The organism is Pseudomonas sp. S06B 330, from assembly GCF_002845275.2.
Taxonomy (GTDB): domain Bacteria; phylum Pseudomonadota; class Gammaproteobacteria; order Pseudomonadales; family Pseudomonadaceae; genus Aquipseudomonas.
Window position 1 is genome coordinate 483,487 of record NZ_CP088149.1, and the last position, 20,884, is coordinate 504,370.

Here is a 20,884-nt window from a genome sequence, read left to right on the forward strand (position 1 = left end):
CTTTTTGAAAATTTTTTTAATTAATACCGTCGCTTACGGTTTTTGGGGGTTATTCGGCTGGTGGAACGTAGCCTTCGGCCTTCTCGAATTCCTGGCCGGAGAAGAATTTGTCCATCTCGCCCTGGAGGAATTTGCGGTCCTCGGCGTTCATCATGTTCAGGCGCTTCTCGTTGATCAGCATGGTCTGCTCTTTCTGCCAGTCGGCCCAGGCCTTCTGCGAGATGTGCTCGAAGATGTCCTGGCCCTTTGCGCCTGGGTAAGGTGGGCGTTCCAGGCCCGGTAGTTCTTCTTTGTACTTGCGGCACATTACGGTGCGGGTCATCGCGACTCTCCTGTAAGCAATACGTCGGCCGCGCGTTTGAGCAGTTTTTTCACTGGGGCGGCAAGGCCCAGGCGCGGCGGGGTGGCGAGGTTATACCAGAGCCAGTCGGCCTCGGCCACGTGGTCTGTGGCCGCCTCGACCCGGACCAGCCAGGGTTCGATGGCTAGCTGAAAATGGCTGAAGGTGTGGGTCAGGCTGTCTAGCGCCTGGCTGCTGGCCAGGTTCAGGCCGTGCTGGTAGGCCAGATCTTCAAGCTGTTCGAGGTTATCCAGCTCCGGCAGGCTCCACAGACCTCCCCAGAGGCCGCTGGACGGGCGCCGATAAAGCAGAATGGCGCCATCGCGGTTGGCCAGTAACGGCATCAGCGTGCGCTTCTGTGGCAACTCCTTGCGCGGCTTGGGCACTGGGAAGCGGATTTCTTCGCCAAGCATGTGCGCCTCACAGCTGATCTTCAGCGGGCACAGCAGGCAACTGGGCTTACTACGGGTACACAAGGTGGCGCCAAGGTCCATCATCGCCTGGGTGTAATGGTTGACCCGGCTGTGCGGTGTATAGCGCTCGGCGTTGGCCCACAGCGCCTTGGCTACCTTTGGTTCGCCTGGATAACCTTGCTGGGCGGTGTAGCGCGCCAGCACGCGTTTGACGTTGCCATCGAGGATTGGTGCGCGCAGGCCCATGCTGATACTGGCGATGGCGCCGGCGGTGGACAGGCCGATGCCTGGCAAATCGGTCAGTTTCTCCACGTCACGGGGAAACTCACCGCCGTACTGTTCGACGACGATCTTCGCGGTCTTTTGCAGATTGCGAGCCCGGGTGTAGTAACCCAGGCCCGTCCACAGGTGCAGCACTTCATCCTCGGGGGCTTCAGCCAGGGCCTGCACGGTCGGCAGCGCCTCCATGAACCGGCTGAAGTAATTGAGCACGGTGCTCACCTGGGTCTGCTGCAGCATGATCTCCGAAACCCACACTCGATAAGGAGTGATGCCCTGTTGCCAGGGCAGGTCATGACGGCCGTTACGGTCGTACCACTCCAGCACGGCGCTGGAAAACTGCTCGGGACTCATTTTTTGAACAACCCCTTGAGTGCATCCTTGAGCTCCGGGCTGACCTTGTCACCGAGCTTCTCGTCGATCTTGTCGCTGAGTTTTTCGCTGACTTTGTCACCGGCAAGCTTGGCGGCGACTTTACCCAGGCCGTCCTTGTCCAGACGGCAGGCCTTAGCGCCCAGCTCAAGCGGGCCACGGCAACGCAAGGGCAGTTCGAGGCCGACATAACGCTCACCGACCTGACAGGCCGGGTCCGGCATGTCGCGCTTGTCGCCTTCGACGATGACACCGACCCGGTAGTCCATGCCCAGCACGCGCAGGTCAAGGTCACCATGGCCATTGACCGTCAGGCCGGGAATACGCACCTTCAGGTCAGGGTTGCTGGCTAGGCCATTACGCATTACCAGGCTGCCTTTGAGCTCCTGGAACGGCGTGTCCTTGCCACGCGGCTCGCCGCTCAGGTCCTTGCGGTTGAGGGTGGCGATGGCCTGGCAAAGCTGCTGCTCAAGGTTGGCGTTGACCAGGATGCCGTCGTTGATGACGAAGTTGGCGTTACCGTTGAGGGTATCGATCAGCGCCTTCTGGCTGTTGCCGGTGGCGGTCAGATCGCTGTTCAGCGTCAGTAAGCCTTTGACCGGTGGTGTTTCGGTATGGCTCTTGATGAAGTGCTCGACCGGTACTCGGTTGATCTTGGTGTTCAGACCGATCTGCGGGACTGCTGGGCGTACATCGAGGGTACCTTTGCTTTCGAAACTACCGTCGTAGAGGCCGCCGCGCAGGGTTTCCAAGGTGATCAAGCCGCCTTGGCCCTGGGTTTTGAGGTTGGCGTTCTCGATGGGTAGCTTGTCCAGGGTCAACAGGCCGAAGTTCAGGTCAGCTTGCAAGTCGAGCTGGCGCAGGCGATCGACCGGCAACAGCTTGTCGTTGCTCCAGGCGACTTGGGTTGGCGCGTCCGGCAGTGGCGTGTTACCGGCACTGGCCAGTGCGCTTTGCTCTTTGCTCTTGACCTCGGCCTGGCGCGCCGCTTTGCTGCTGGCAGCCGCTTCGCTCTTGGCTAGCATGTAGCGATCGGCGTCGAACTTGTCGGCTTTGAGCTGGATACGCAAAGCTTGTTTGGCGAAATCCTCGACGGCCAGGCGACCGCTGAAGGTGCTGTCGTCGAGTTTGATTGCCAGGTCTTCCAAGGCCAGGCTGTTAGGGCTGCCTTGCAGGCGGCTGACCATCTCGAACTTGCTCAATGCGTTGGCGTCAGCCGTGGCAGGCAGCGGGTGGCCGATGCTGTCGAGGAAGGTGCGCAGGTTGACCTGGGCAATGGACAGGCCACCGGTCAACTGCGGGGTTTTATCCAGTTCACGCAGGTTCAGTTCGCCAAGGGCGCGCAGCTGGTTGGCCGAGAGTTTCAGGCCATTCCACTCAGCGACGTTGGCTGCCAGGTCGACCAGCAACTGACCCTGGGCGGCGAAGGTCAGGGTCTTGCCCTGCAGAGGCTCGCCGGAGGCTTCGCCGCTGAGCTTCATGTCTTCGAACTGATAGCGCTTGAGGCGGCGGTCGAAGCGCAGTTCGCCGTTTAGCTCGGTGCGCGCCTTGAGTACCGGTTGACCGCTACTGATGAAGGCGGTCATTTTCAGTGGAATATTCACACCTTCGTGTACAGCACCCGTGCTCAACTGGATGCTTTCAGCGCCGAAGATCTGCCCGCTGCGGGCATCGGTGTACTGCACCCGAGCGTTGTTCACGGTCAGGCTATCGATGTCCAGTTTGACAGGACGCTCGTTAGCGTCGCTCTTGCTGTCGGCTTTGGCGGTGGCATCGCCAGCGGGAGCTGGGGTTGCAGGGTCGGTGGGGGCGGTAGTCGCCGCGGGCAAGGGCTTGCCGATGTCTTCCCAGTTGCCATGGCCATTCTCGTCGCGGCTCAGGGTCAGGTTAAGACCTTCTACGCGCACGTCGCTCATCTGCACTTCACGGCGCAGCAAGGGCAGCACACGTACGGACAGCCCAAGCATCTGCAGGTCGGCAAACGGCGCTTTGGGGTTGTTCAGGGTCGCGATGCTGGCTTCATGCAGCTCCAGACCCAGCCAGGGGAACAGGCTCCAGCCAATGTCGCCATTGAGCGTCAGCTCGACGTGGGCTTTATCGCGTGCCAGCTGGCGAATCTCGTCTTTGTAGTCGTTGGGATCGAAGAGGTGGGTCAAGGCAAAGCCTAGAGCCACAATGATCAGCAACAGTCCGAGAAGCACTAGCCCCAGGATTTTGCCGAACGCTTTCATGGGCGAGTCCTTGTAGTCCGATTCTAAAATTTAGCCGCAGAGTATAGCGCTGCATGTGGCGTCACTGGGCGTGACAGGGGATTACTAAGGAATTCTCCTACAGCACCTGACGAGGCCCTACTGACGTGGCTTGGTCTGGAGTTCGACAATGACGGGCAGGACAGTTCCTTGCCGACGTGTATCAGTTGTTGAGCAAAAGGCAGGGTCAGCTGGCTTTCAAAGGGGGACGCTAATGCTACTCTTGCGCCGCTCACAAGCCCCTGTTGCGGCGATTTGTCGCGTTTATAAGGGCAATAGTGCCAAAAAACGATCAGTTGCCGATGGGCCCAAGGTCGTGAGCCGTGAGCTGACCATTTCTGCGAGGGAACACAATAATGAATAGCAGTATCACGGCAGGCGCTATCACCAGCAGCCCTGGTTTCCTGTCCAAGGAACGAATTATTGCCGCCCCCGGCTTCAACCGCTGGTTGGTGCCACCGGCGGCACTGGCCATCCATCTGTGCATCGGCATGGCCTATGGTTTTTCGGTGTTCTGGTTGCCTTTGTCGCAAGCAATCGGTATTAGCGCGCCAGTCGCTTGTGCGCCGGACATGAGTTTTTTCGCCCGTCTGTTCAGTGCCGAGTGTGACTGGCAGATTTCGATGTTGAGCTGGATCTACACGCTGTTCTTCGTTTTCCTCGGTTGTTCGGCAGCCATCTGGGGTGGCTGGCTTGAGCACGCCGGGCCGCGCAAGGCCGGGGTGGTGTCGGCGCTGTGCTGGTGTGGTGGCCTGCTGATCTCGGCGTTTGGCATCTATACCCACCAACTCTGGTTGATGTGGTTGGGCTCGGGCGTCATCGGCGGTATCGGTCTGGGCTTGGGCTACATCTCGCCGGTTTCGACCCTGATCAAGTGGTTCCCGGACAAGCGCGGCATGGCGACCGGCATGGCGATCATGGGTTTTGGCGGTGGCGCCATGGTCGGTGCGCCGTTGGCGGCAGCGCTGATGAACCACTTCGCCAGCCCTGAAGGTGTCGGCGTATGGCAGAGCTTCGTGGTGATGGCGGTGATTTACTTCGTGTTCATGATCGGCGGCGCTTTGGCCTATCGCGTACCGCCCACTGGCTGGAAGCCCGAGGGCTGGACCGCACCGCTGAAGAAAACCAGCAATGCGATGATCACTCACCGCCATGTACACGTCAGTGTGGCGTGGAAAACCCCGCAGTTCGCCTTGATCTGGCTGGTATTGTGCCTGAACGTATCGGCGGGTATTGGCATTTTGGGCATGGCCTCGCCATTGCTGCAGGAGGTTTTCGCCGGCAAGTTGTTGGGCAACGACCTGAGTTTCAGTGAGCTCAATACCGCGCAATTGGCGCAGATAGCTGCCATTGCTGCCGGGTTCACCGGGCTGTTGAGCCTGTTCAACATCGGTGGGCGGTTTTTCTGGGCCTCGTTCTCCGACTACATCGGCCGCAAGAACACCTATTTTGCTTTCTTTGCCTTGGGTGTCGCGCTGTATGCACTGGTGCCGAACATGGGGCACCTGGGCAACATCGCCCTGTTCGTGGCAGCGTTCTGCATCATCCTGTCGATGTACGGTGGTGGCTTTGCCACCGTGCCCGCTTATTTGGCTGACTTGTTTGGCACACAAATGGTTGGCGCCATTCATGGTCGCCTGTTGACCGCCTGGGCTGCTGCCGGTGTGCTCGGGCCGGTGTTGATCACCTATCTGCGTGAGTACCAATTGGCGCTGGGTGTCGAGCGGGCAGCGGTGTATGACATCACCCTGTATATCCTCGCCGGCCTGCTGGTGCTGGGTTTTGTCTGTAATGCGCTGGTACGTCCGGTTGCCGACAAGTACTTCATGACGGATGCGCAGCTGGCAGCTGAACAGGCGCTGAGCCATGACCAGAAAAATGACAATGCCCGGGTGCTGCAATGGCATGCCGCACCGGGCAGTCTGCCGTTGGTGATTGCTGCCTGGCTGGTCGTGGGGATCCCGCTGGCGTTGGGCATCTGGGTGACGTTGCAGAAGACCGCAGTGCTGTTCAACTGACAGTCCACCGCACAGAGATTTGTGCGTTTTGGGGGATTTACCAGGTAAATCCCCTGCCACATGTCATCTTCGTTTCATGCCAGACGCTTCTAGGCCTATAATGATCGCCTTTTTCGCCCAATGATTTTGCGGAGCTGGTGATGGTCGAACGTAAGGCTTCCGTCGAGCGCAATACTCTGGAAACCCAGATCAAGGCCTCGATCAACCTGGATGGCAGCGGCAAGGCCCGATTTGATATCGGCGTGCCTTTCCTTGAACACATGCTCGACCAAATCGCCCGACATGGGTTGATTGATCTGGACATCGAGTGCAAGGGTGACCTGCATATCGACGATCACCATACCGTCGAAGACGTCGGTATCACCCTTGGCCAGGCGTTCAACCAGGCCATCGGTGACAAGAAAGGCATCCGTCGCTACGGCCACGCTTACGTGCCGCTCGATGAAGCCCTGTCGCGTGTGGTCATCGACTTCTCTGGCCGCCCTGGCCTGCAGATGCATGTGCCGTACACCCGCGCCTCGGTAGGCGGTTTTGACGTCGATCTGTTCCAGGAATTTTTCCAGGGCTTCGTCAACCACGCCAACGTTACCCTGCACATCGACAACCTGCGCGGACACAACACTCACCACCAGATCGAAACAGTGTTCAAGGCTTTCGGCCGCGCCCTGCGCATGGCCATCGAGCTCGATGAGCGCATGGCTGGGCAGATGCCGTCGACCAAGGGTTGCCTGTAATGCAGACAGTTGCCGTTATCGACTATGGCATGGGTAACCTGCACTCGGTAGCCAAGGCCCTGGAGCATGTCGGCGCCGGCAAGGTGCTGATCACCAGCGATGCTGCGGTGATCCGTGAGGCCGACCGCGTGGTATTCCCTGGTGTTGGCGCGATCCGCGACTGCATGGCCGAAATTCGCCGCCTGGGCTTCGACAGCCTGGTGCGTGAAGTCAGTCAGGACCGTCCGTTTCTGGGCATTTGTGTCGGCATGCAAGCGCTGCTCGATCACAGTGAAGAGAACGACGGTGTTGACTGCATCGGCCTGTTCCCCGGCAATGTGAAGTTCTTCGGCAAAGATCTGCATGAAGACGGCGAGCACCTGAAGGTGCCGCACATGGGCTGGAACGAAGTCACCCAGTCCATCGACCATCCGTTGTGGCACAACATCCCTGACCTTGCACGCTTCTACTTCGTGCACAGCTACTACATCGCGGCGGCCAAGGCCGTGCAGGTAGTGGGCCGTGGTCACTACGGCGTTGATTTTGCCGCGGCGCTGGCCGAAGGTTCGCGTTTTGCCGTGCAGTTCCACCCAGAGAAGAGCCATACCCATGGCCTGCAGCTGCTGCAGAACTTCGCGGCCTGGGACGGACGCTGGTAATGAGCAAGTCCAGGACCAAGGTACCGATCCTCACCCTCGCACCAGAACAGGAACGTGAAGCGCTGGACGTACTCAAGCGCTTTCTCGAAGACCGTTTTGAGCTGCAATTGGGCTCATTCGAGGTCGCCGAAGTTTTGGAGCTGTTCACCAAAGAGATTGCCCCGCACTACTACAACAGGGCGATTTTCGATGTGCAGAACCACCTGAAAGAACGGTTCGAGAGCATCGAAAGCGACCTGTGGGCGCTCGAGAAGAACTGACTTCCCGAGCATCACTGTTTACCGAATAGACAGGTTTTGCAGATGCTGATTATCCCCGCTATCGATCTTAAAGACGGTGCCTGCGTACGTCTGCGCCAGGGCCGCATGGAAGATTCCACGGTATTTTCCGATGACCCGGTGAGCATGGCCGCCAAGTGGGTCGAAGGCGGCTGCCGCCGTCTGCATCTGGTTGACCTCAACGGAGCCTTCGAAGGCCAGCCGGTCAACGGCGAGGTAGTTACCGCCATTGCCAAGCGCTACCCGAACCTGCCGATCCAGATCGGCGGCGGCATCCGTTCGCTGGAAACTATCGAGCACTACGTAAAAGCTGGCGTCAGCTACGTGATCATCGGTACCAAAGCGGTGAAAGAGCCTGAGTTCGTGGCTGAAGCTTGCCGCGCTTTTCCAGGCAAAGTGATCGTCGGCCTGGATGCCAAAGACGGTTTTGTTGCCACCGACGGCTGGGCTGAAGTCAGCTCGGTACAGGTCATCGACCTGGCCAAGCGCTTCGAAGCTGACGGCGTCTCGGCCATTGTCTACACCGACATCGCCAAAGACGGCATGATGCAGGGCTGCAACGTACCGTTCACCGCAGCGTTGGCCGCAGCTACCAAGATCCCGGTCATTGCCTCTGGTGGTATCCACAACCTGGGTGACATCAAGGCCCTGCTCGACGCCAAAGCGCCGGGCATCATCGGCGCGATCACCGGCCGCGCCATCTACGAAGGCACCCTGGATGTTGCTGAGGCGCAAGCCTTCTGCGACAGCTATAAAGGCTGAGGACTCCGACATGGCACTGGCCAAGCGCATCATCCCTTGCCTGGACGTGGACAACGGCCGCGTGGTCAAGGGCGTTAAATTCGAGAACATCCGCGATGCTGGTGACCCGGTAGAAATCGCCCGGCGCTACGATGAACAGGGCGCTGACGAAATCACCTTCCTCGATATCACCGCCAGTGTCGATGGCCGCGATACCACCCTGCATACCGTCGAGCGCATGGCCAGCCAGGTGTTCATCCCGCTGACTGTAGGCGGTGGTGTACGTAGCGTGCAGGACATCCGCAACCTGCTCAATGCTGGTGCAGACAAGGTTTCGATCAACACAGCTGCCGTGTTCAACCCTGAGTTCGTCGGCGAAGCCGCCGCGCACTTTGGTTCGCAGTGCATCGTGGTTGCCATCGATGCCAAGAAGGTTTCCGGCCCGGGCGAAACCCCGCGCTGGGAAATCTTCACCCATGGCGGTCGCAAGCCGACTGGCCTGGACGCGGTGGAGTGGGCGAAGAAGATGGAAGGCCTGGGTGCCGGTGAGATCCTGCTGACCAGCATGGATCAGGACGGCATGAAGAACGGCTTTGACCTCGGTGTAACCCGAGCGATCAGCGATGCCTTGGGCATTCCGGTGATTGCTTCAGGTGGTGTGGGTAATCTGCAGCATCTGGCCGACGGAATCATCGAAGGCCACGCCAGCGCAGTGCTGGCGGCGAGCATCTTCCACTTCGGTGAGTACACCGTGCCGGAAGCCAAGGCCTTCATGGCCAAGCAAGGTATCGTCGTACGTTGAAGCTGTAGCCGCTGCCGGCAGGCTGCGATCGGGCGCGAAGCGGCCGTAGGTGGCGACTGCCATGCAGTCGATCGCAGCCTGTCGGCAGCGGCTACAAAGGGCGATGCGTTTAGCCGAGATTTTTACCCAGCAGGGCGTGATACAGCTCGCTGTCACCCAGAATCCCCACCACAGTATTCCCTTCCTGCAGCACTAGCTTGTTTCCGGTCTGGTAACGGATCTGCAGCGCCTCGCGCATGCCGATGCTGGCACTGACCAGGGTCGGTTTGCGACCCAACCCTTCTACCGCTTCACCTGGCGCCCAGTTCTGCAGGTCCATGCCATTGGCGCCCTGACGTGCGCCTTTGATGGTGTTGCCTTCGGCCAGATCCAGCCACGAGTCACCACCTGGATCGATGCACACCGAACCGTTGATCCGCTTGCACTTGTCCAGGGTGCGCATCAGGCTGCGACCACACAGCACGTTGAGCGGGTTGGTATGGGCGACGAAGGTACGCACGTACTCGTCGGCAGGGTTGAGTACGATCTCTTCAGGCTTGCTGTACTGGATGATCTTGCCGTCTTTCATGATCGCGATACGGCTGCCCAGCTTCAGGGCTTCGTCAAGGTCGTGGCTGACGAAGACGATGGTTTTGCTCAGTTTGCGTTGCAGCTCCAGCAGTTCGTCTTGCAGGCCCTGGCGGATCAGCGGATCGAGGGCGGAGAAAGGCTCGTCCATCAGCAAGATATCGGCGTCCATGGCCAGCGCGCGCGCCAGGCCAACGCGTTGCTGCATGCCGCCTGAGAGTTCATCAGGCTTCTTGTTGCGCCATTGGGTCAAACCCACCAGTTCAAGCTTTTCGTCGACCAGCTTGCGCCGCTCTTTTTCCGGGCGCCCCTGCATTTCCAGGCCGAAGCTGATGTTTTCGCGCACCGTCAGCCAAGGCATCAGGGCGAACTTCTGGAACACCATGGCGATACGCTTGGTGCGCATCATCTTCAGTTCCGCCGGGGTGCAGTGGGCGATGTCGATATGTGAGCCTTCGTGCTCAACGAACAATTTGCCGCGGCTAACAGTATTGAGGCCATTGATGCAGCGCAGCAGGCTCGACTTGCCCGATCCGGACAGGCCCATCAGCACGCAGATCTCGCCTTTGTTGATATCCAGGTTGGCCTTTTCAACGCCGACTACCAACCCGGTTTTCTTCAGGATCTGCTCCCGCGAAAGGCCTTGATCAAGCAGGCTGAGGGCCTCACGCGGTCGGCTGGAGAAGATAACGTCTACGTCTTCGAAGCGAATAATGCTCATGCTTCACTCCTTACCGGTGCGTCGGGTTGTTTGCAGATACGGTCGAGCATGATCGCCAGCAGCACGATTGCCAGTCCCGCTTCAAAGCCCAGGGCAATATCGGCAGTATTGAGTGCGTTGACCACAGGTTTGCCCAGACCGTCGGCACCTACAAGGGCGGCGATGACCACCATCGACAGCGACAGCATGATGCACTGGGTGACCCCAGCGGCGATGCTCGGCATGGCGTGAGGCAGTTCGATGCGCGAGAGTAATTGGCGGCGTGAGCAACCGAACGCCTTGCCCGCGTCGAGCAGTTCCTGAGGCACATCACAGATGCCCAGGTACGTCAGGCGGATCGGTGCGGCGATGGCGAACACCACCGTCGAGATCAGCCCAGGGACTACGCCCAGCCCGAACAGGGTCAGGGTCGGGATCAGGTAGACAAAGGTAGGGACCGTCTGCATCAGGTCCAGGACCGGGCGCATGGCGGTGTAAAACATCGGCTTGTGCGCAGCAAGAATGCCCAAAGGCACGCCGATGGCCACGCAGACCATGGTGGCGAACAGCACCTGGGCCAGGGTCTCCATGGTTTCTTGCCAGTAACCCAGGTTAAGGATCAGTAGGAAAGACAGCACGCAGAAAGCGGTCAGCGCCCATTTGCGCTGGATCAGGTGTGCGATGACTGCGATCAGGCCGATCAGGACGAAAGGGTTGAACCAGGTCAGTGCCCCGGTCACGCCATGAATCATCAATTCCAGTGCTTCAGCGAAGGCATCGAAGTAGTTGGCGCCGTGTTGCGTCAACCAGTCAACGAAGCCTGCGATGTACTGGCCCAAAGGTATTTTTTCATCGATCAGCATGATAGCGAGCGTCCACCTGCAAAAGATTGAAGACAGCCTGCGGCGGGACGAACCCGCCGCAGGTGGTGCTTACTGCGTCAGTTTGGCCTTGGCCGCCTCCAGGCCCGGTTTGCCGTCAACGGTGGTAACCCCTGCCAGCCAGGTTTCGAGTACCTGAGGGTTGTTTTTCAGCCAGGCTTTGGCGGCTGCGTCGGGTTTCATCTTGTCGTCCAGGACGTTGCCCATCAGGGTGCTTTCCATGTCCAGGGTGAAGGACAGGTTTTTCAGCAACTGACCCACGTTGCTGCATTCCTGCACGTAACCCTTGCGGGTATTGGTGAGCACGGTGGCCTTGCCGTATTCGGGGCCGAAGAAGTCATCGCCACCGTCGAGGTATTTCATTTTGAAGCGGGTGTTCATCGGGTGCGGTTCCCAGCCCAGGAACACCACATCGGTACCACGGCGTTGAGCGCGATCGACCTGCGAGAGCATGCCGGCTTCGCTCGATTCGACCACTTTGAATCCAGCGTCCTTAAGGCCGAAGGCGTTCTTGTCGATCATGCTCTGGATGGTGCGGTTGCCGTCGTTACCCGGCTCGATGCCGTAGATCTTGCCGTCCAGTTCCTTCTTGAACTTGGGGATGTCGGCGAAGGTCTTCAGGCCCTTGTTGTAGAGCGCTTCAGGGACAGCCAAGGTGTACTTGGCGTTCTCAAGGTTGGCTCGCACGGTTTCCACCGTGCCGGCATCACGGTACTGCTTGATGTCGTTTTCCATGGTCGGCATCCAGTTGCCGAGAAACACGTCCATGTTCTTGCCGTCGGCCAGCGACTTGTAGGTCACCGGTACCGAGATCATGGTGGTTTTGGTCTTGTAGCCCAGCGACTGCAACACCACGCTGGTGACCGCAGTGGTGACGGTGATGTCGGTCCAGCCGACGTCGGAGAAATTGACGGTGTGACACTGTTCGGGCTCTGCGGCCTGTGCCAGAACCGGCAAACTCAGTAGCGCGGTCAGCAACAGCGAAGGTGAACCTTTCATTCGATGGACTCCTGATGTTTTTTTCGGACGTCCCACGGGACCGCCGTGCTTTATGATTTGCATTCGGTCGGACCTGACTATCGGGCGATAGCGGGACAGGTGCCGTGCAATCGAGTCGATACCGATCATCTAACAGCGAAAATCAAACGCCTACAGGGCGCGTCGTATCCAGTACAGACAGGGTCGCATCCAGTGTCGATGAGGTCGTTTACAGATTTATCCCACCTCGTAATCGCTCTTTCGGCGCTTCTGCACCGCAAAAAAACGGCACACAAACGTGGGTGACAGCTGGCGGCGTTGCTGAGCAAGAACGCGTCGGTTGCAGACGTCAGACGTGCGCTTAAAAGCCTGATGATGCGCGAATTCGGCGGATTGCCGCCTATTTAGCGTAGCAGTTGCACCGCCCTTGGCTGGGCTTGGGGGTGGCTGCTCAATCAGGAGGTAGGTGGCATGGCCATCAGTGTGTTCGACCTGTTCAAGATCGGCGTCGGCCCTTCCAGCTCTCATACCGTTGGCCCGATGCGGGCAGCGGCGCTGTTCGTTCAAGGGCTACGTGAACGTGGCGAGCTGGAGCAGGTGCAGCGCATCGAAGTACGCCTGTACGGCTCGCTGTCGGCCACCGGTATCGGTCACGGTAGCGACAATGCAGTGATCATGGGCCTGATGGGGGAGTGGCCGGACGCTATCGACCCGTCGCAGATTGGTCTGCGCATCGCCACGTTGCGCGAAACAGAGACGTTGCTGCTTGATGGCCGACTCGAAGTCGACTTTATCTGGGGCCGTGACATGCGACTGCTCGACGAAAACCTGCCCTACCATCCCAATGCCATGACCCTGATCGCCGAAGGCGCTAACGGCGAGCTGCACCGCGATACCTATTACTCGGTCGGGGGTGGCTTCGTGGTTGATGCAGCCCAGGCTGCCAGCGGCGTACTGGACGCTGATAACACCGTGCTCCCTTACGATTTCAATAGCGCGGTAGAGCTACTGGAACTGTGCAAGCAAAACGACCTGCGTGTGTCGCAATTGATGATGGAGAACGAAAAAGTCTGGCGCAGCGAAGAAGAGATTCGCGCCGGTTTGCTCACGCTCTGGCGCGCCATGCAGGACTGTGTTGAAAACGGTCTGAAACATGAAGGCATTCTTCCTGGCGGACTGAATGTGAAACGCCGGGCGGCCAAGCTGCACCGCAGCCTGCAGGAGCTGAACAAGCCCAATGTGATCGGCTCCACCTTGAGTGCCATGGAGTGGGTCAATCTCTATGCCCTGGCCGTCAATGAGGAGAATGCAGCGGGCGGGCGCATGGTCACTGCACCGACCAACGGCGCGGCGGGGATCATTCCGGCGGTACTGCATTACTACATGCGTTTTAGCGATGTAGTCAGCGAAGCCTGTGTGGTCGATTTTTTCCTCGGCGCGGCGGCGGTGGGCATTCTGTGCAAGAAGAATGCATCGATTTCCGGTGCCGAGGTCGGTTGCCAGGGTGAGGTCGGGTCGGCCTGCGCCATGGCGGCTGCAGGCCTTGCCGAAGTACTGGGGGCAACGCCGGGGCAACTGGAGAATGCCGCGGAGATCGGTCTTGAACATAACCTGGGGCTGACCTGCGACCCGGTCGGCGGTCTGGTCCAGGTGCCGTGTATCGAGCGCAATGCGATTGCCGCCGTGAAGGCGATCAATGCCGCACAGATGGCCCTGCGTGGCGACGGTGAGCACTTCATTTCGCTTGATCGGGTGATCCGTACCATGCGCGACACAGGCGCCGACATGCATGACAAGTACAAAGAAACCTCGCGCGGTGGTTTGGCGGTCAATGCCATCGAGTGCTGAATCGAGCTGCGCCATTTATGCCCGCTAAAGGTAGCTGTGCCACCTTTTAGCGCACGGCTCGACACCCTTTGTTTAAACCCCTGTTACCCCAGTGCTTGGCGCCTGGGGTGACACTTGCGCATGTCGTTTCTGGGCATCCTTCCCACAAGTGCTACCGAATTGCTCATGTCGCCCAAGCACCGGCGCTAGCCCGGCGGTTTGCGTTTATCACTGCGCCTCGCAACAGCGGCAATATAGACGCTGCGCGACGTCGTTTTTGGGTTTTATTGAATGCCCATTCAATTTCAGGCATGGCATTTGCGTTGTGATTGGCAAAGCCCCTGCATTCGAATCGGGGCCGTGACAAAAAAAGCCCGCGCCTGCCTGAGGCGCAACCTGCATTGTGTGAGGAGATACCGCGATGACGTCGTACAACTCCGGGACCCCAACCCAAAACCGCACACCACAATCTATCGGCTTTCTGCTGCTGGATAACTTCACTCTCATTTCCCTGGCGTCTGCGGTCGAACCGCTGCGCATGGCCAACCAGCTGTCCGGTCGTGAACTGTATCGCTGGAGCACATTGAGTGTGGATGGCGGTCAGGTCTGGGCCAGCGACGGCTTGCAGATCACCCCGGACGCGGCCATGCACAAGGCACCGGCGATGGATACGGTGATCGTCTGCGGCGGTATCGGTATTCAACGCACCGTGACCCGTGAGCACGTAACCTGGCTGCAAAGCCAGGCCCGTCAGTCGCGGCGTCTGGGGGCGGTATGCACCGGCAGTTGGGCGCTGGCCTGCGCCGGCTTGCTCGACGGCTTTGATTGCAGCGTGCATTGGGAATGCCTGGCGGCGATGCAGGAAGCCTTCCCACGGGTCAGCATGAGTACCCGCTTGTTCACCCTCGACCGTAACCGCTTTACCAGCTCCGGAGGCACCGCGCCGCTGGACATGATGCTGCACCTGATCAGCCGTGATCATGGCCGCGAACTGTCGGCGGCGATTTCCGAGATGTTCGTCTACGAACGTATTCGTAACGAGCAGGATCACCAGCGTGTGCCGCTCAAGCACATGCTCGGCACCAACCAGCCGAAGTTGCAGGAAATCGTCGCGTTGATGGAAGCCAACCTGGAGGAGCCGATCGACCTTGATGAGCTGGCAGTGTATGTGGCGGTGTCGCGTCGCCAGCTTGAGCGCCTGTTCCAGAAGTACCTGCACTGCTCGCCGTCGCGCTATTACCTGAAGCTGCGCCTGATTCGTGCCCGGCAACTACTCAAGCAGACGCCGATGTCGATTATCGAAGTGGCTTCGGTGTGCGGCTTTGTCTCCACGCCGCACTTCTCCAAGTGCTATCGCGAGTACTTTGGCATTCCGCCGCGTGACGAGCGCGTGGGCTCCAATACCGCCCAGCAGGTGGCAATGATGCCGATTCCGCAGGCCTTGGTGTTGTCGCCGCTGGCGGGGCCAATGTCGGCATTGAGCCAGGCGCGCAATGAGTCGACATTTGCCAGTGTGCGGTTGTAGCTGAAAGCGCGTTGGGCCTTATCGCCGGCGAGACTGGCTCCCACAGGTTTGGGGGTGTGCACAAAACCTGTAGGAGCTGGCATTGCCAGCGATGGGGTCAGCCGCGAGTACTGTTGAATTGCGCGAGCGCCGGCAGCAGCTGCTTTTCGATGGCCTGGCGCACGGCCGGCAGGATGGTCGCATTGCTGGTGTATATCTGCTCCACCATGCCCTTCAAGGCCTTGGCCCGCGGTTCACTTAACCCCCGCACCGCACATTCGCAGGCCTGGTCGGCACTGGCGTCGGCTGGCATCTCGAAACCCAGGGCGCGCAGTTGCCCCAGTAGGTCGTCTTGATCAATCAAATCCGCGTGCATCATGGCTGTTGTCCTTGTTTGCAGGTGTGATCGTCAGTCGATTCTGTGGGCACAGGTGCAGGGCGGCAAGAACAGAATGTCGCGATGGCTGCTTTACCTAAGAACAGGTCGTTTTCGGGCAAACCGAGGTGTGAAGGAGGCGGCAAACTGAGGCCATGCACAGTAACAGGAAGGTTTGGTCACCCTCCGCTTCACGCATGTGGATGCTCACGCTAGGCCCCGGTTGCGTCACGGCTCCGGGGCCATTTTTTGCCTGAAAGTCTGCTGATCAATGCGTCGCGGCAAGGCCGATCACGCGTCCAACAAATTCGGCTGCTGGCAGGTCAACCTGCTCATCAACAATGGCCTGCAGCTGCTCCACCACCTTTGTTGCAAACGGTGCCGAGCGTGGTCCAGCCAAGTCTACATGCAAGAGCATCTGCTCACTGGCCGCCAGTGCCTCGTCAAAACCCTCACGGTGCAGGCTGTGATACAGGTGCAGGCGTTTGCGATCAAAGCCGATTACCTGTGTCTGTACCCATACCTGGGTGCCGAGCTTTACTTCGTGCAGGTAGTTCAGGTGGCACTCCAGAGTGAACAGCGAGTTGCCGCTGGCGCTTCGGTTGTCGCTATCGAGACCTATGCGGTCCATGAAGCCATCAGTGGCATAACTGAAGATCAACAGATAGAAGGCATCGCGCAGATGCCCGTTGTAGTCCACCCAGTCCGCCTGGACTGGGGTTTGGTAGGTGATCAATGCGGGCATCGCTGAACTCCGGTCAATCACTGAAGGCCATGCCGTGCTTGGCTTTGGTGGTTTTTACCGCCTCAAGCACTGCCAGCAGGCAATCATCACGATAGCGCTCCAGCGCGCTGATGCTACGTTCACCCAGCTGTTCACTGGTACCTTCGACCACGGCGTCAATCAGGCCATCCGTCAGATCCGGTGCTGGCAGGTAGGTCCAGGGCAGTTGTAGCGCTGGGCCGAACTGGGCCATGAAGTGACGCATGCCGGCATCGCCACCGGCCAAGGTGTAAGTGAGGAACGTGCCCATGAACGACCAACGCAAGCCCGCGCCAAAACGGATGGCGTCGTCGATCTCACCGGTGGTTGCCACACCGTCGTTGACCAGGTGCAGGGCTTCACGCCACAACGCCTCGAGCAGGCGGTCGGCGATAAAACCAGGGACTTCCTTGCGCACATGCAGCGGGCGCATGCCGAGGTTGGTGTAGACGGTTTTCGCCGCCTCGATTGCCTCTGGCGCAGTCTTGTTGCTGCCGACGATTTCTACCAGCGGCAGCAGGTACACCGGGTTGAACGGGTGGCCGACCACGCAGCGCTCGGGGTGAGTCGAGGACTCGTAGAACTCACTGGGCAACAAGCCCGAGGTGCTTGAGCCTATCAGCGCATTCGGCTTGGCTGCGGCGCTGATCTTGCTGTGCAGGTCGAGCTTGAGGTCGAGGCGTTCGGGGGCGCTTTCCTGAATGAAGTCGGCATCGCGCACGCATTCCTCAATGGTGGCGACAAACCGCAGACGAGCCTGTGACGCCCCTGGTGCCAGGCCCTGTTGCTCGAGGGCTGGCCAGGCGTTGGCGATGCGCTTGCGCAAGGCCGCTTCGGCGCCGGGTGCTGGGTCCCAGGCGATGACATCCAGGCCGTGAGCCAGGGCTCGGGCAACCCAGCCACTGCCGATCACGCCGCTGCCCAGGGCAGCAAATGTCTTGATCTCGGTAATAAAGCTCATTATTGGCTCCAGCAATCAGCGACGGGTGAGGTTCATTTTTACGCGGCCTTCGGCAGGGGTCAGGACCCGTGCGCCAAGGCGACTGAGGATCTCTGTGGCACGCTCGACTAACTGGCCGTTGCTGGCCAGCACGCCTTTGTCCAGGTACAGGTTGTCTTCCAGACCCACGCGCACGTTGCCGCCGAGCAGTACTGCTTGCGCGGCCATGGGCATTTGCATGCGACCGATGCCGAAGCCTGCCCAGGTCACCCCGGCGGGCAGGTTGTCGACCATGGCTTTCATCGTGGCGGTGTCGGCCGGTGCGCCCCAGGGAATACCCAGGCACAGCTGGAATAGCGGATCGTCTAGCAATCCTTCTTTGATCATCTGCTTGGCGAACCAGAGGTGGCCGGTATCGAAGATTTCCAGCTCGGCTTTGACCCCAAGCTCGGTAATGCGCTTGGCGCCAGCACGCAGTTGGGCTGGGGTCGATACATATATGCTGTTGCCGTCGCCGAAATTGAGGGTGCCGCAGTCCAGGGTGCAAATTTCTGGCAGCAGCGCTTCGACATGGGCCAGGCGCTCCAGCGGGCCAATCAGGTCGGTACCGGCGCCGAATTCCAGCGGTGTTTCGCCCGGGCCAATCTCCAGGTCGCCACCCATGCCCGCGGTGAGGTTGACGATGATGTCCACGTCGGACTCGCGGATGCGCTCCATCACTTCGCGGTACAGGGCGACATCGCGGCTGAAACGCCCGGTTTGCGGATCGCGGACATGGCAATGAACGACGGTTGCCCCGGCCTTCGCCGCCTCCACGGCAGCTTCGGCGATTTGTTTTGGTGTGACCGGTACCAGATGGCTCTTGCTGGCGGTGTCGCCGGCACCGGTCAGTGCACAGGTGATGATGACGTCATGGTTCATGTGCGGTTTCCTTCAGGCGTCGTGGCTCGCTTCGTCGTCACGGCAGGCGACGAAGGCATCAGGTTTGCTGGGTTCAGTTGGCAGTCAGTTGCAGGTTTTCGGCGGCGGGCTTGCCATCGAATGTGGTCACCCCCTCAAGCCAGCGCTTCTGGTCTTCGGGGTGATCCTTGAGCCATTGGCGGGCGGAGGCCAAGGCGTCTTTATGATCGAGCAGCGGCTGCATCATGCGGCTCTCGTCTTCGGCGGTGAATTTCAGGTTGCTGAGCAGGCGGTTGGCGTTCGGGCAGCGCTCGGCGTAGTCCGGGGCAGTGACGGTCCACACCGTGGCGCGGCCTTCGTCCGGGCCTAAGGCGTCTTCGCTGCCGCTCAGGTAAGCCATGTCGATGTTGACGTTCATTGGATGGGGCGCCCAGCCGAAGAACACTACGGCTTCTTTGCGCCGCACAGCACGATCGACGGCGGCGAGCATGCCGGCCTCGCTGGATTCGACCAGCTGGAACTTGCCCAGACCAAACTGGTTCTTGCTGATCATTGCCTTGATCTGGGTGTTGGCGCCGGAGCCGGGTTCGATGCCGTAGATCTTGCCGCCCAGCTCCTTCTCGAATTTGGCGATGTCGGCAAAGGTTTTCAGGCCCTTATCCGCCAGGTATTTGGGCACGGCGAGGGTGGCGCGGGCGTCATTGAGGCTCGGTTGCTCGAGTACTTTGACCTGTTTGGCGGTAATGAACGGCGTGATGGTCTGGGTCATGATCGGATTCCAGTAGCCGAGGAACATGTCCAGGCGGTTATCGCGGATACCGGCAAAGATGATCTGTTGCGAGGCACTGGTCTGCTTGGTCTTGTAGCCCAGGCCGTCGAGCAGGACCTGGGTCATGGCGCTGGTGGCCATGACATCGGTCCAGTTGACCACGCCGAGGCGTACGTTCTTGCAAACGGCCGGCTCTGCGGCCCATACGTTGGTGCTGAGGATTGCGGTACCGACGAGCGTCAGCAGGCTACGGCTGATCAATCTGTTCATGGTGGCTCCTCCAACGGCAGTTCTAATTGTTATAGGGGGCGGCCTCTGCGTGCCGTGCTGATCAAACTACGCGTACAGCCATGGGAAAATACGCACCCTGGCGACCAGCACTTGCACAGTGGCGACCTGCAGGGTATTAACCGCAGACCCGTGGCCGTCGAGTCGTTCGCTATGCCCCAGGATTTTTACTTTCTATTGCTTCCCGGTTTTTCTGCCATCGGCTTCATCTCGGCGATCGAGCCACTGCGGGTGGCTAATCGCTTTCGCGGCGGGTTATACCGCTGGCAGGTGTTGAGCATAGAGGGTGGGGCGGTGCAGGCCAGTAATGGTATGTCGGTCAATGTCGATGGCGCGCTGCAACCCTTGGCAAAGGGTGCAACCTTGCTGGTGGTGGCCGGGTTTGAGCCGTTGGGCAGCTTCAGCCCGGCGCTGCAGCATTGGCTGCGCAAACTCGATCACGAAGGCGTAGTGATCGGCGGCATCGATACCGGCGCCGTGGTTTTGGCCGAAGCCGGTTTGCTCGAAGGGCACCGGGTAACCCTGCACTGGGAAGCGCTGGAAGCGTTCAAGGAGTCTTACCCGCAGCTGCTGGCGACTCAGGAGCTGTTCGAAGTGGATCGACGACGTATTACCTCGGCCGGTGGTACGGCATCCATCGACCTGATGCTCGACCTGATCGCCCAGGCTCATGGGCCGGCGCTGGCGATCCAAGTGTCCGAGCAGTTTGTGCTCGGGCGCATTCGCCCACGCCAGGACCATCAGCGCATGCAGATCGCCTCACGCTATGGCATCAGCAACAAGAAGCTGGTGCAGGTCATCGGCGAGATGGAGCGCAACACCGAGCAACCGCTCAACACGCTGGTGCTGGCTGATTCCGTGCAGATTACCCGGCGCCAATTGGAGCGCCTGTTTCGGTTATACCTGCACGAAACCCCAAGCGGCTTTTACCTGCGTCTGCGGCTGGACAAGGCGCGGCAACTGCTGCGCCAGACCGACATGAGCGTGCTGGAGGTGAGCATTGCCTGCGGATTCGAGTCGGCGTCGTATTTCACCCGCTGCTACCGGGGACGATTCGAGCGTTGCCCCCGGGAGGACCGTAAGGCCGGGGCCGCCAGCCTTAGCGGCGCTTGAGCAGCAGCGCGCAGGCGCTCTTGTAGGCCTCGTGCTGGTACTTGTTCAGCGAGCCAGGTAACTCAAGGTTGTGCTTTTTCGCCTGAGCGCTGACGGTCTGTGGTGAAACCAGCTCAACTTCGCAGTTATCCAGCAGCTGCAACACGCCCTCGATCTTGAAGGTAGTCGGACCGCCTGCGAAATCGCCTTTTTTACTGCGTTTCTTGATTGCCAGGTGGCTGATGCCGTGTTCAGCAATAAAGTGCCGGGCTTGACTGGCGAAGGCTTTCACGTTGTCTGCCAGCTCGTCGTCTTCCAGAGCAATTTTTTTCGTTGCCAGGGATAAATGGACCAGGTTCCCGGCGTCCAGCGTGGCCACGGCCAACAGGGCTTCACTGCCTTTGATTTCGATTCCGCAGACTTTCATTCATACCT

21 protein-coding genes are annotated in these 20,884 nt (G+C 59.6%); 9 read left to right on the forward strand and 12 right to left on the reverse strand.

The annotated features are described in order from the left end of the window. Positions 1–49: 49 nt before the first annotated feature. Genes CX511_RS02290 through CX511_RS02300 form a run of 3 tightly spaced genes read right to left on the reverse strand, consistent with a single transcriptional unit; the run spans position 50 to position 3,635 of the window. A complete protein-coding gene (locus tag CX511_RS02290) occupies positions 50–322 on the reverse strand; it encodes an oxidative damage protection protein (RefSeq protein ID WP_045180802.1) in 273 nt (90 codons plus the stop codon). After that, positions 319–1,386, reverse strand: coding sequence for an A/G-specific adenine glycosylase (mutY, locus tag CX511_RS02295; protein WP_045180799.1), 1,068 nt, complete (start codon positions 1,384–1,386; stop codon positions 319–321). The genes CX511_RS02290 and mutY overlap by 4 nt, the downstream gene beginning before the upstream one ends. Next, positions 1,383–3,635, reverse strand: a complete 2,253-nt coding sequence (locus CX511_RS02300) for an AsmA family protein (protein ID WP_045180796.1) — start codon at positions 3,633–3,635, stop codon at positions 1,383–1,385. The genes mutY and CX511_RS02300 overlap by 4 nt, the downstream gene beginning before the upstream one ends. Positions 3,636–4,009: 374 nt before the next feature. Here CX511_RS02300 and CX511_RS02305 point away from each other — a divergent pair, with 374 nt between their 5' ends. The 6 genes from CX511_RS02305 (at position 4,010) to hisF (ending at position 8,864) form a co-directional block, all read left to right on the forward strand. Next, positions 4,010–5,671 carry an OFA family MFS transporter gene (locus CX511_RS02305; RefSeq protein ID WP_101293393.1) on the forward strand — a complete coding sequence of 554 codons (1,662 nt, stop codon included), beginning with the start codon at positions 4,010–4,012 and terminating at the stop codon, positions 5,669–5,671. Positions 5,672–5,811: 140 nt separating this feature from the next. After that, positions 5,812–6,405 carry an imidazoleglycerol-phosphate dehydratase HisB gene (gene hisB, locus CX511_RS02310; protein WP_028942262.1) on the forward strand — a complete coding sequence of 198 codons (594 nt, stop codon included), beginning with the start codon at positions 5,812–5,814 and terminating at the stop codon, positions 6,403–6,405. After that, positions 6,405–7,043, forward strand: coding sequence for an imidazole glycerol phosphate synthase subunit HisH (gene hisH, locus CX511_RS02315; RefSeq protein ID WP_045180791.1), 639 nt, complete (start codon positions 6,405–6,407; stop codon positions 7,041–7,043). The genes hisB and hisH overlap by 1 nt, the downstream gene beginning before the upstream one ends. Then, positions 7,043–7,303, forward strand: coding sequence for a DUF2164 domain-containing protein (locus CX511_RS02320; RefSeq protein ID WP_045180788.1), 261 nt, complete (start codon positions 7,043–7,045; stop codon positions 7,301–7,303). Before hisH ends, CX511_RS02320 begins: the two co-directional genes overlap by 1 nt. Positions 7,304–7,345: 42 nt before the next feature. Beyond that, a complete protein-coding gene (gene hisA / locus CX511_RS02325) occupies positions 7,346–8,083 on the forward strand; it encodes a 1-(5-phosphoribosyl)-5-[(5-phosphoribosylamino)methylideneamino]imidazole-4-carboxamide isomerase (protein ID WP_038605771.1) in 738 nt (245 codons plus the stop codon). A 10-nt stretch (positions 8,084–8,093) separates the two neighbouring features. Then, positions 8,094–8,864, forward strand: coding sequence for an imidazole glycerol phosphate synthase subunit HisF (gene hisF, locus CX511_RS02330; protein ID WP_045180781.1), 771 nt, complete (start codon positions 8,094–8,096; stop codon positions 8,862–8,864). 109 nt (positions 8,865–8,973) lie between these two features. Here hisF and choV read toward each other — a convergent pair whose 3' ends face one another. From choV to CX511_RS02345, 3 genes are all read right to left on the reverse strand, one after another. After that, positions 8,974–10,152, reverse strand: a complete 1,179-nt coding sequence (choV, locus tag CX511_RS02335) for a choline ABC transporter ATP-binding protein (RefSeq protein ID WP_045180778.1) — start codon at positions 10,150–10,152, stop codon at positions 8,974–8,976. Beyond that, complete coding sequence (gene choW, locus CX511_RS02340; protein WP_177327748.1) at positions 10,149–10,997, reverse strand: choline ABC transporter permease subunit; 849 nt, start codon at positions 10,995–10,997, stop codon at positions 10,149–10,151. The genes choV and choW overlap by 4 nt, the downstream gene beginning before the upstream one ends. 66 nt (positions 10,998–11,063) lie before the next feature. Then, a complete protein-coding gene (locus tag CX511_RS02345; protein WP_045180772.1) occupies positions 11,064–12,011 on the reverse strand; it encodes a choline ABC transporter substrate-binding protein in 948 nt (315 codons plus the stop codon). Between the two features lie 450 nt (positions 12,012–12,461). Between CX511_RS02345 and CX511_RS02350 the strand changes: the two genes are divergently transcribed. Both CX511_RS02350 and gbdR read left to right on the forward strand, forming a co-directional pair. Continuing rightward, positions 12,462–13,838 (forward strand): L-serine ammonia-lyase, encoded by a 1,377-nt coding sequence (locus tag CX511_RS02350; protein WP_101293392.1) that lies wholly within the window; start codon positions 12,462–12,464, stop codon positions 13,836–13,838. A 400-nt stretch (positions 13,839–14,238) separates the two neighbouring features. Next, entirely contained in the window at positions 14,239–15,342 is a 1,104-nt protein-coding gene (gene gbdR, locus CX511_RS02355) for a choline metabolism transcriptional regulator GbdR (RefSeq protein WP_028942254.1), read from the forward strand. Between the two features lie 97 nt (positions 15,343–15,439). On the opposite strand, the gene CX511_RS02360 is transcribed toward gbdR, so the two are convergent. From CX511_RS02360 to choX, 5 genes are all read right to left on the reverse strand, one after another. Beyond that, the gene (locus CX511_RS02360) at positions 15,440–15,700 is read right to left on the reverse strand and encodes a hypothetical protein (RefSeq protein ID WP_045180763.1); all 261 of its coding nucleotides are present in this window, start codon (positions 15,698–15,700) and stop codon (positions 15,440–15,442) included. Positions 15,701–15,965: 265 nt separating this feature from the next. After that, positions 15,966–16,442, reverse strand: a complete 477-nt coding sequence (locus CX511_RS02365) for a thioesterase family protein (protein ID WP_101293391.1) — start codon at positions 16,440–16,442, stop codon at positions 15,966–15,968. 13 nt (positions 16,443–16,455) lie between these two features. Next, positions 16,456–17,421 carry an L-carnitine dehydrogenase gene (locus tag CX511_RS02370; protein ID WP_045180758.1) on the reverse strand — a complete coding sequence of 322 codons (966 nt, stop codon included), beginning with the start codon at positions 17,419–17,421 and terminating at the stop codon, positions 16,456–16,458. A 15-nt stretch (positions 17,422–17,436) separates the two neighbouring features. Further along, complete coding sequence (gene cdhC, locus CX511_RS02375; protein ID WP_045180755.1) at positions 17,437–18,321, reverse strand: 3-dehydrocarnitine:acetyl-CoA trimethylamine transferase CdhC; 885 nt, start codon at positions 18,319–18,321, stop codon at positions 17,437–17,439. Between the two features lie 73 nt (positions 18,322–18,394). Then, entirely contained in the window at positions 18,395–19,339 is a 945-nt protein-coding gene (choX, locus tag CX511_RS02380) for a choline ABC transporter substrate-binding protein (protein WP_045180752.1), read from the reverse strand. Positions 19,340–19,510: 171 nt separating this feature from the next. Between choX and CX511_RS02385 the strand changes: the two genes are divergently transcribed. After that, positions 19,511–20,470 carry a GlxA family transcriptional regulator gene (locus CX511_RS02385; protein WP_045181256.1) on the forward strand — a complete coding sequence of 320 codons (960 nt, stop codon included), beginning with the start codon at positions 19,511–19,513 and terminating at the stop codon, positions 20,468–20,470. On the opposite strand, the gene CX511_RS02390 is transcribed toward CX511_RS02385, so the two are convergent. Next, positions 20,457–20,876 (reverse strand): DUF3010 family protein, encoded by a 420-nt coding sequence (locus CX511_RS02390; RefSeq protein ID WP_045180749.1) that lies wholly within the window; start codon positions 20,874–20,876, stop codon positions 20,457–20,459. The genes CX511_RS02385 and CX511_RS02390 overlap by 14 nt on opposite strands. Positions 20,877–20,884 lie beyond the last annotated feature (8 nt).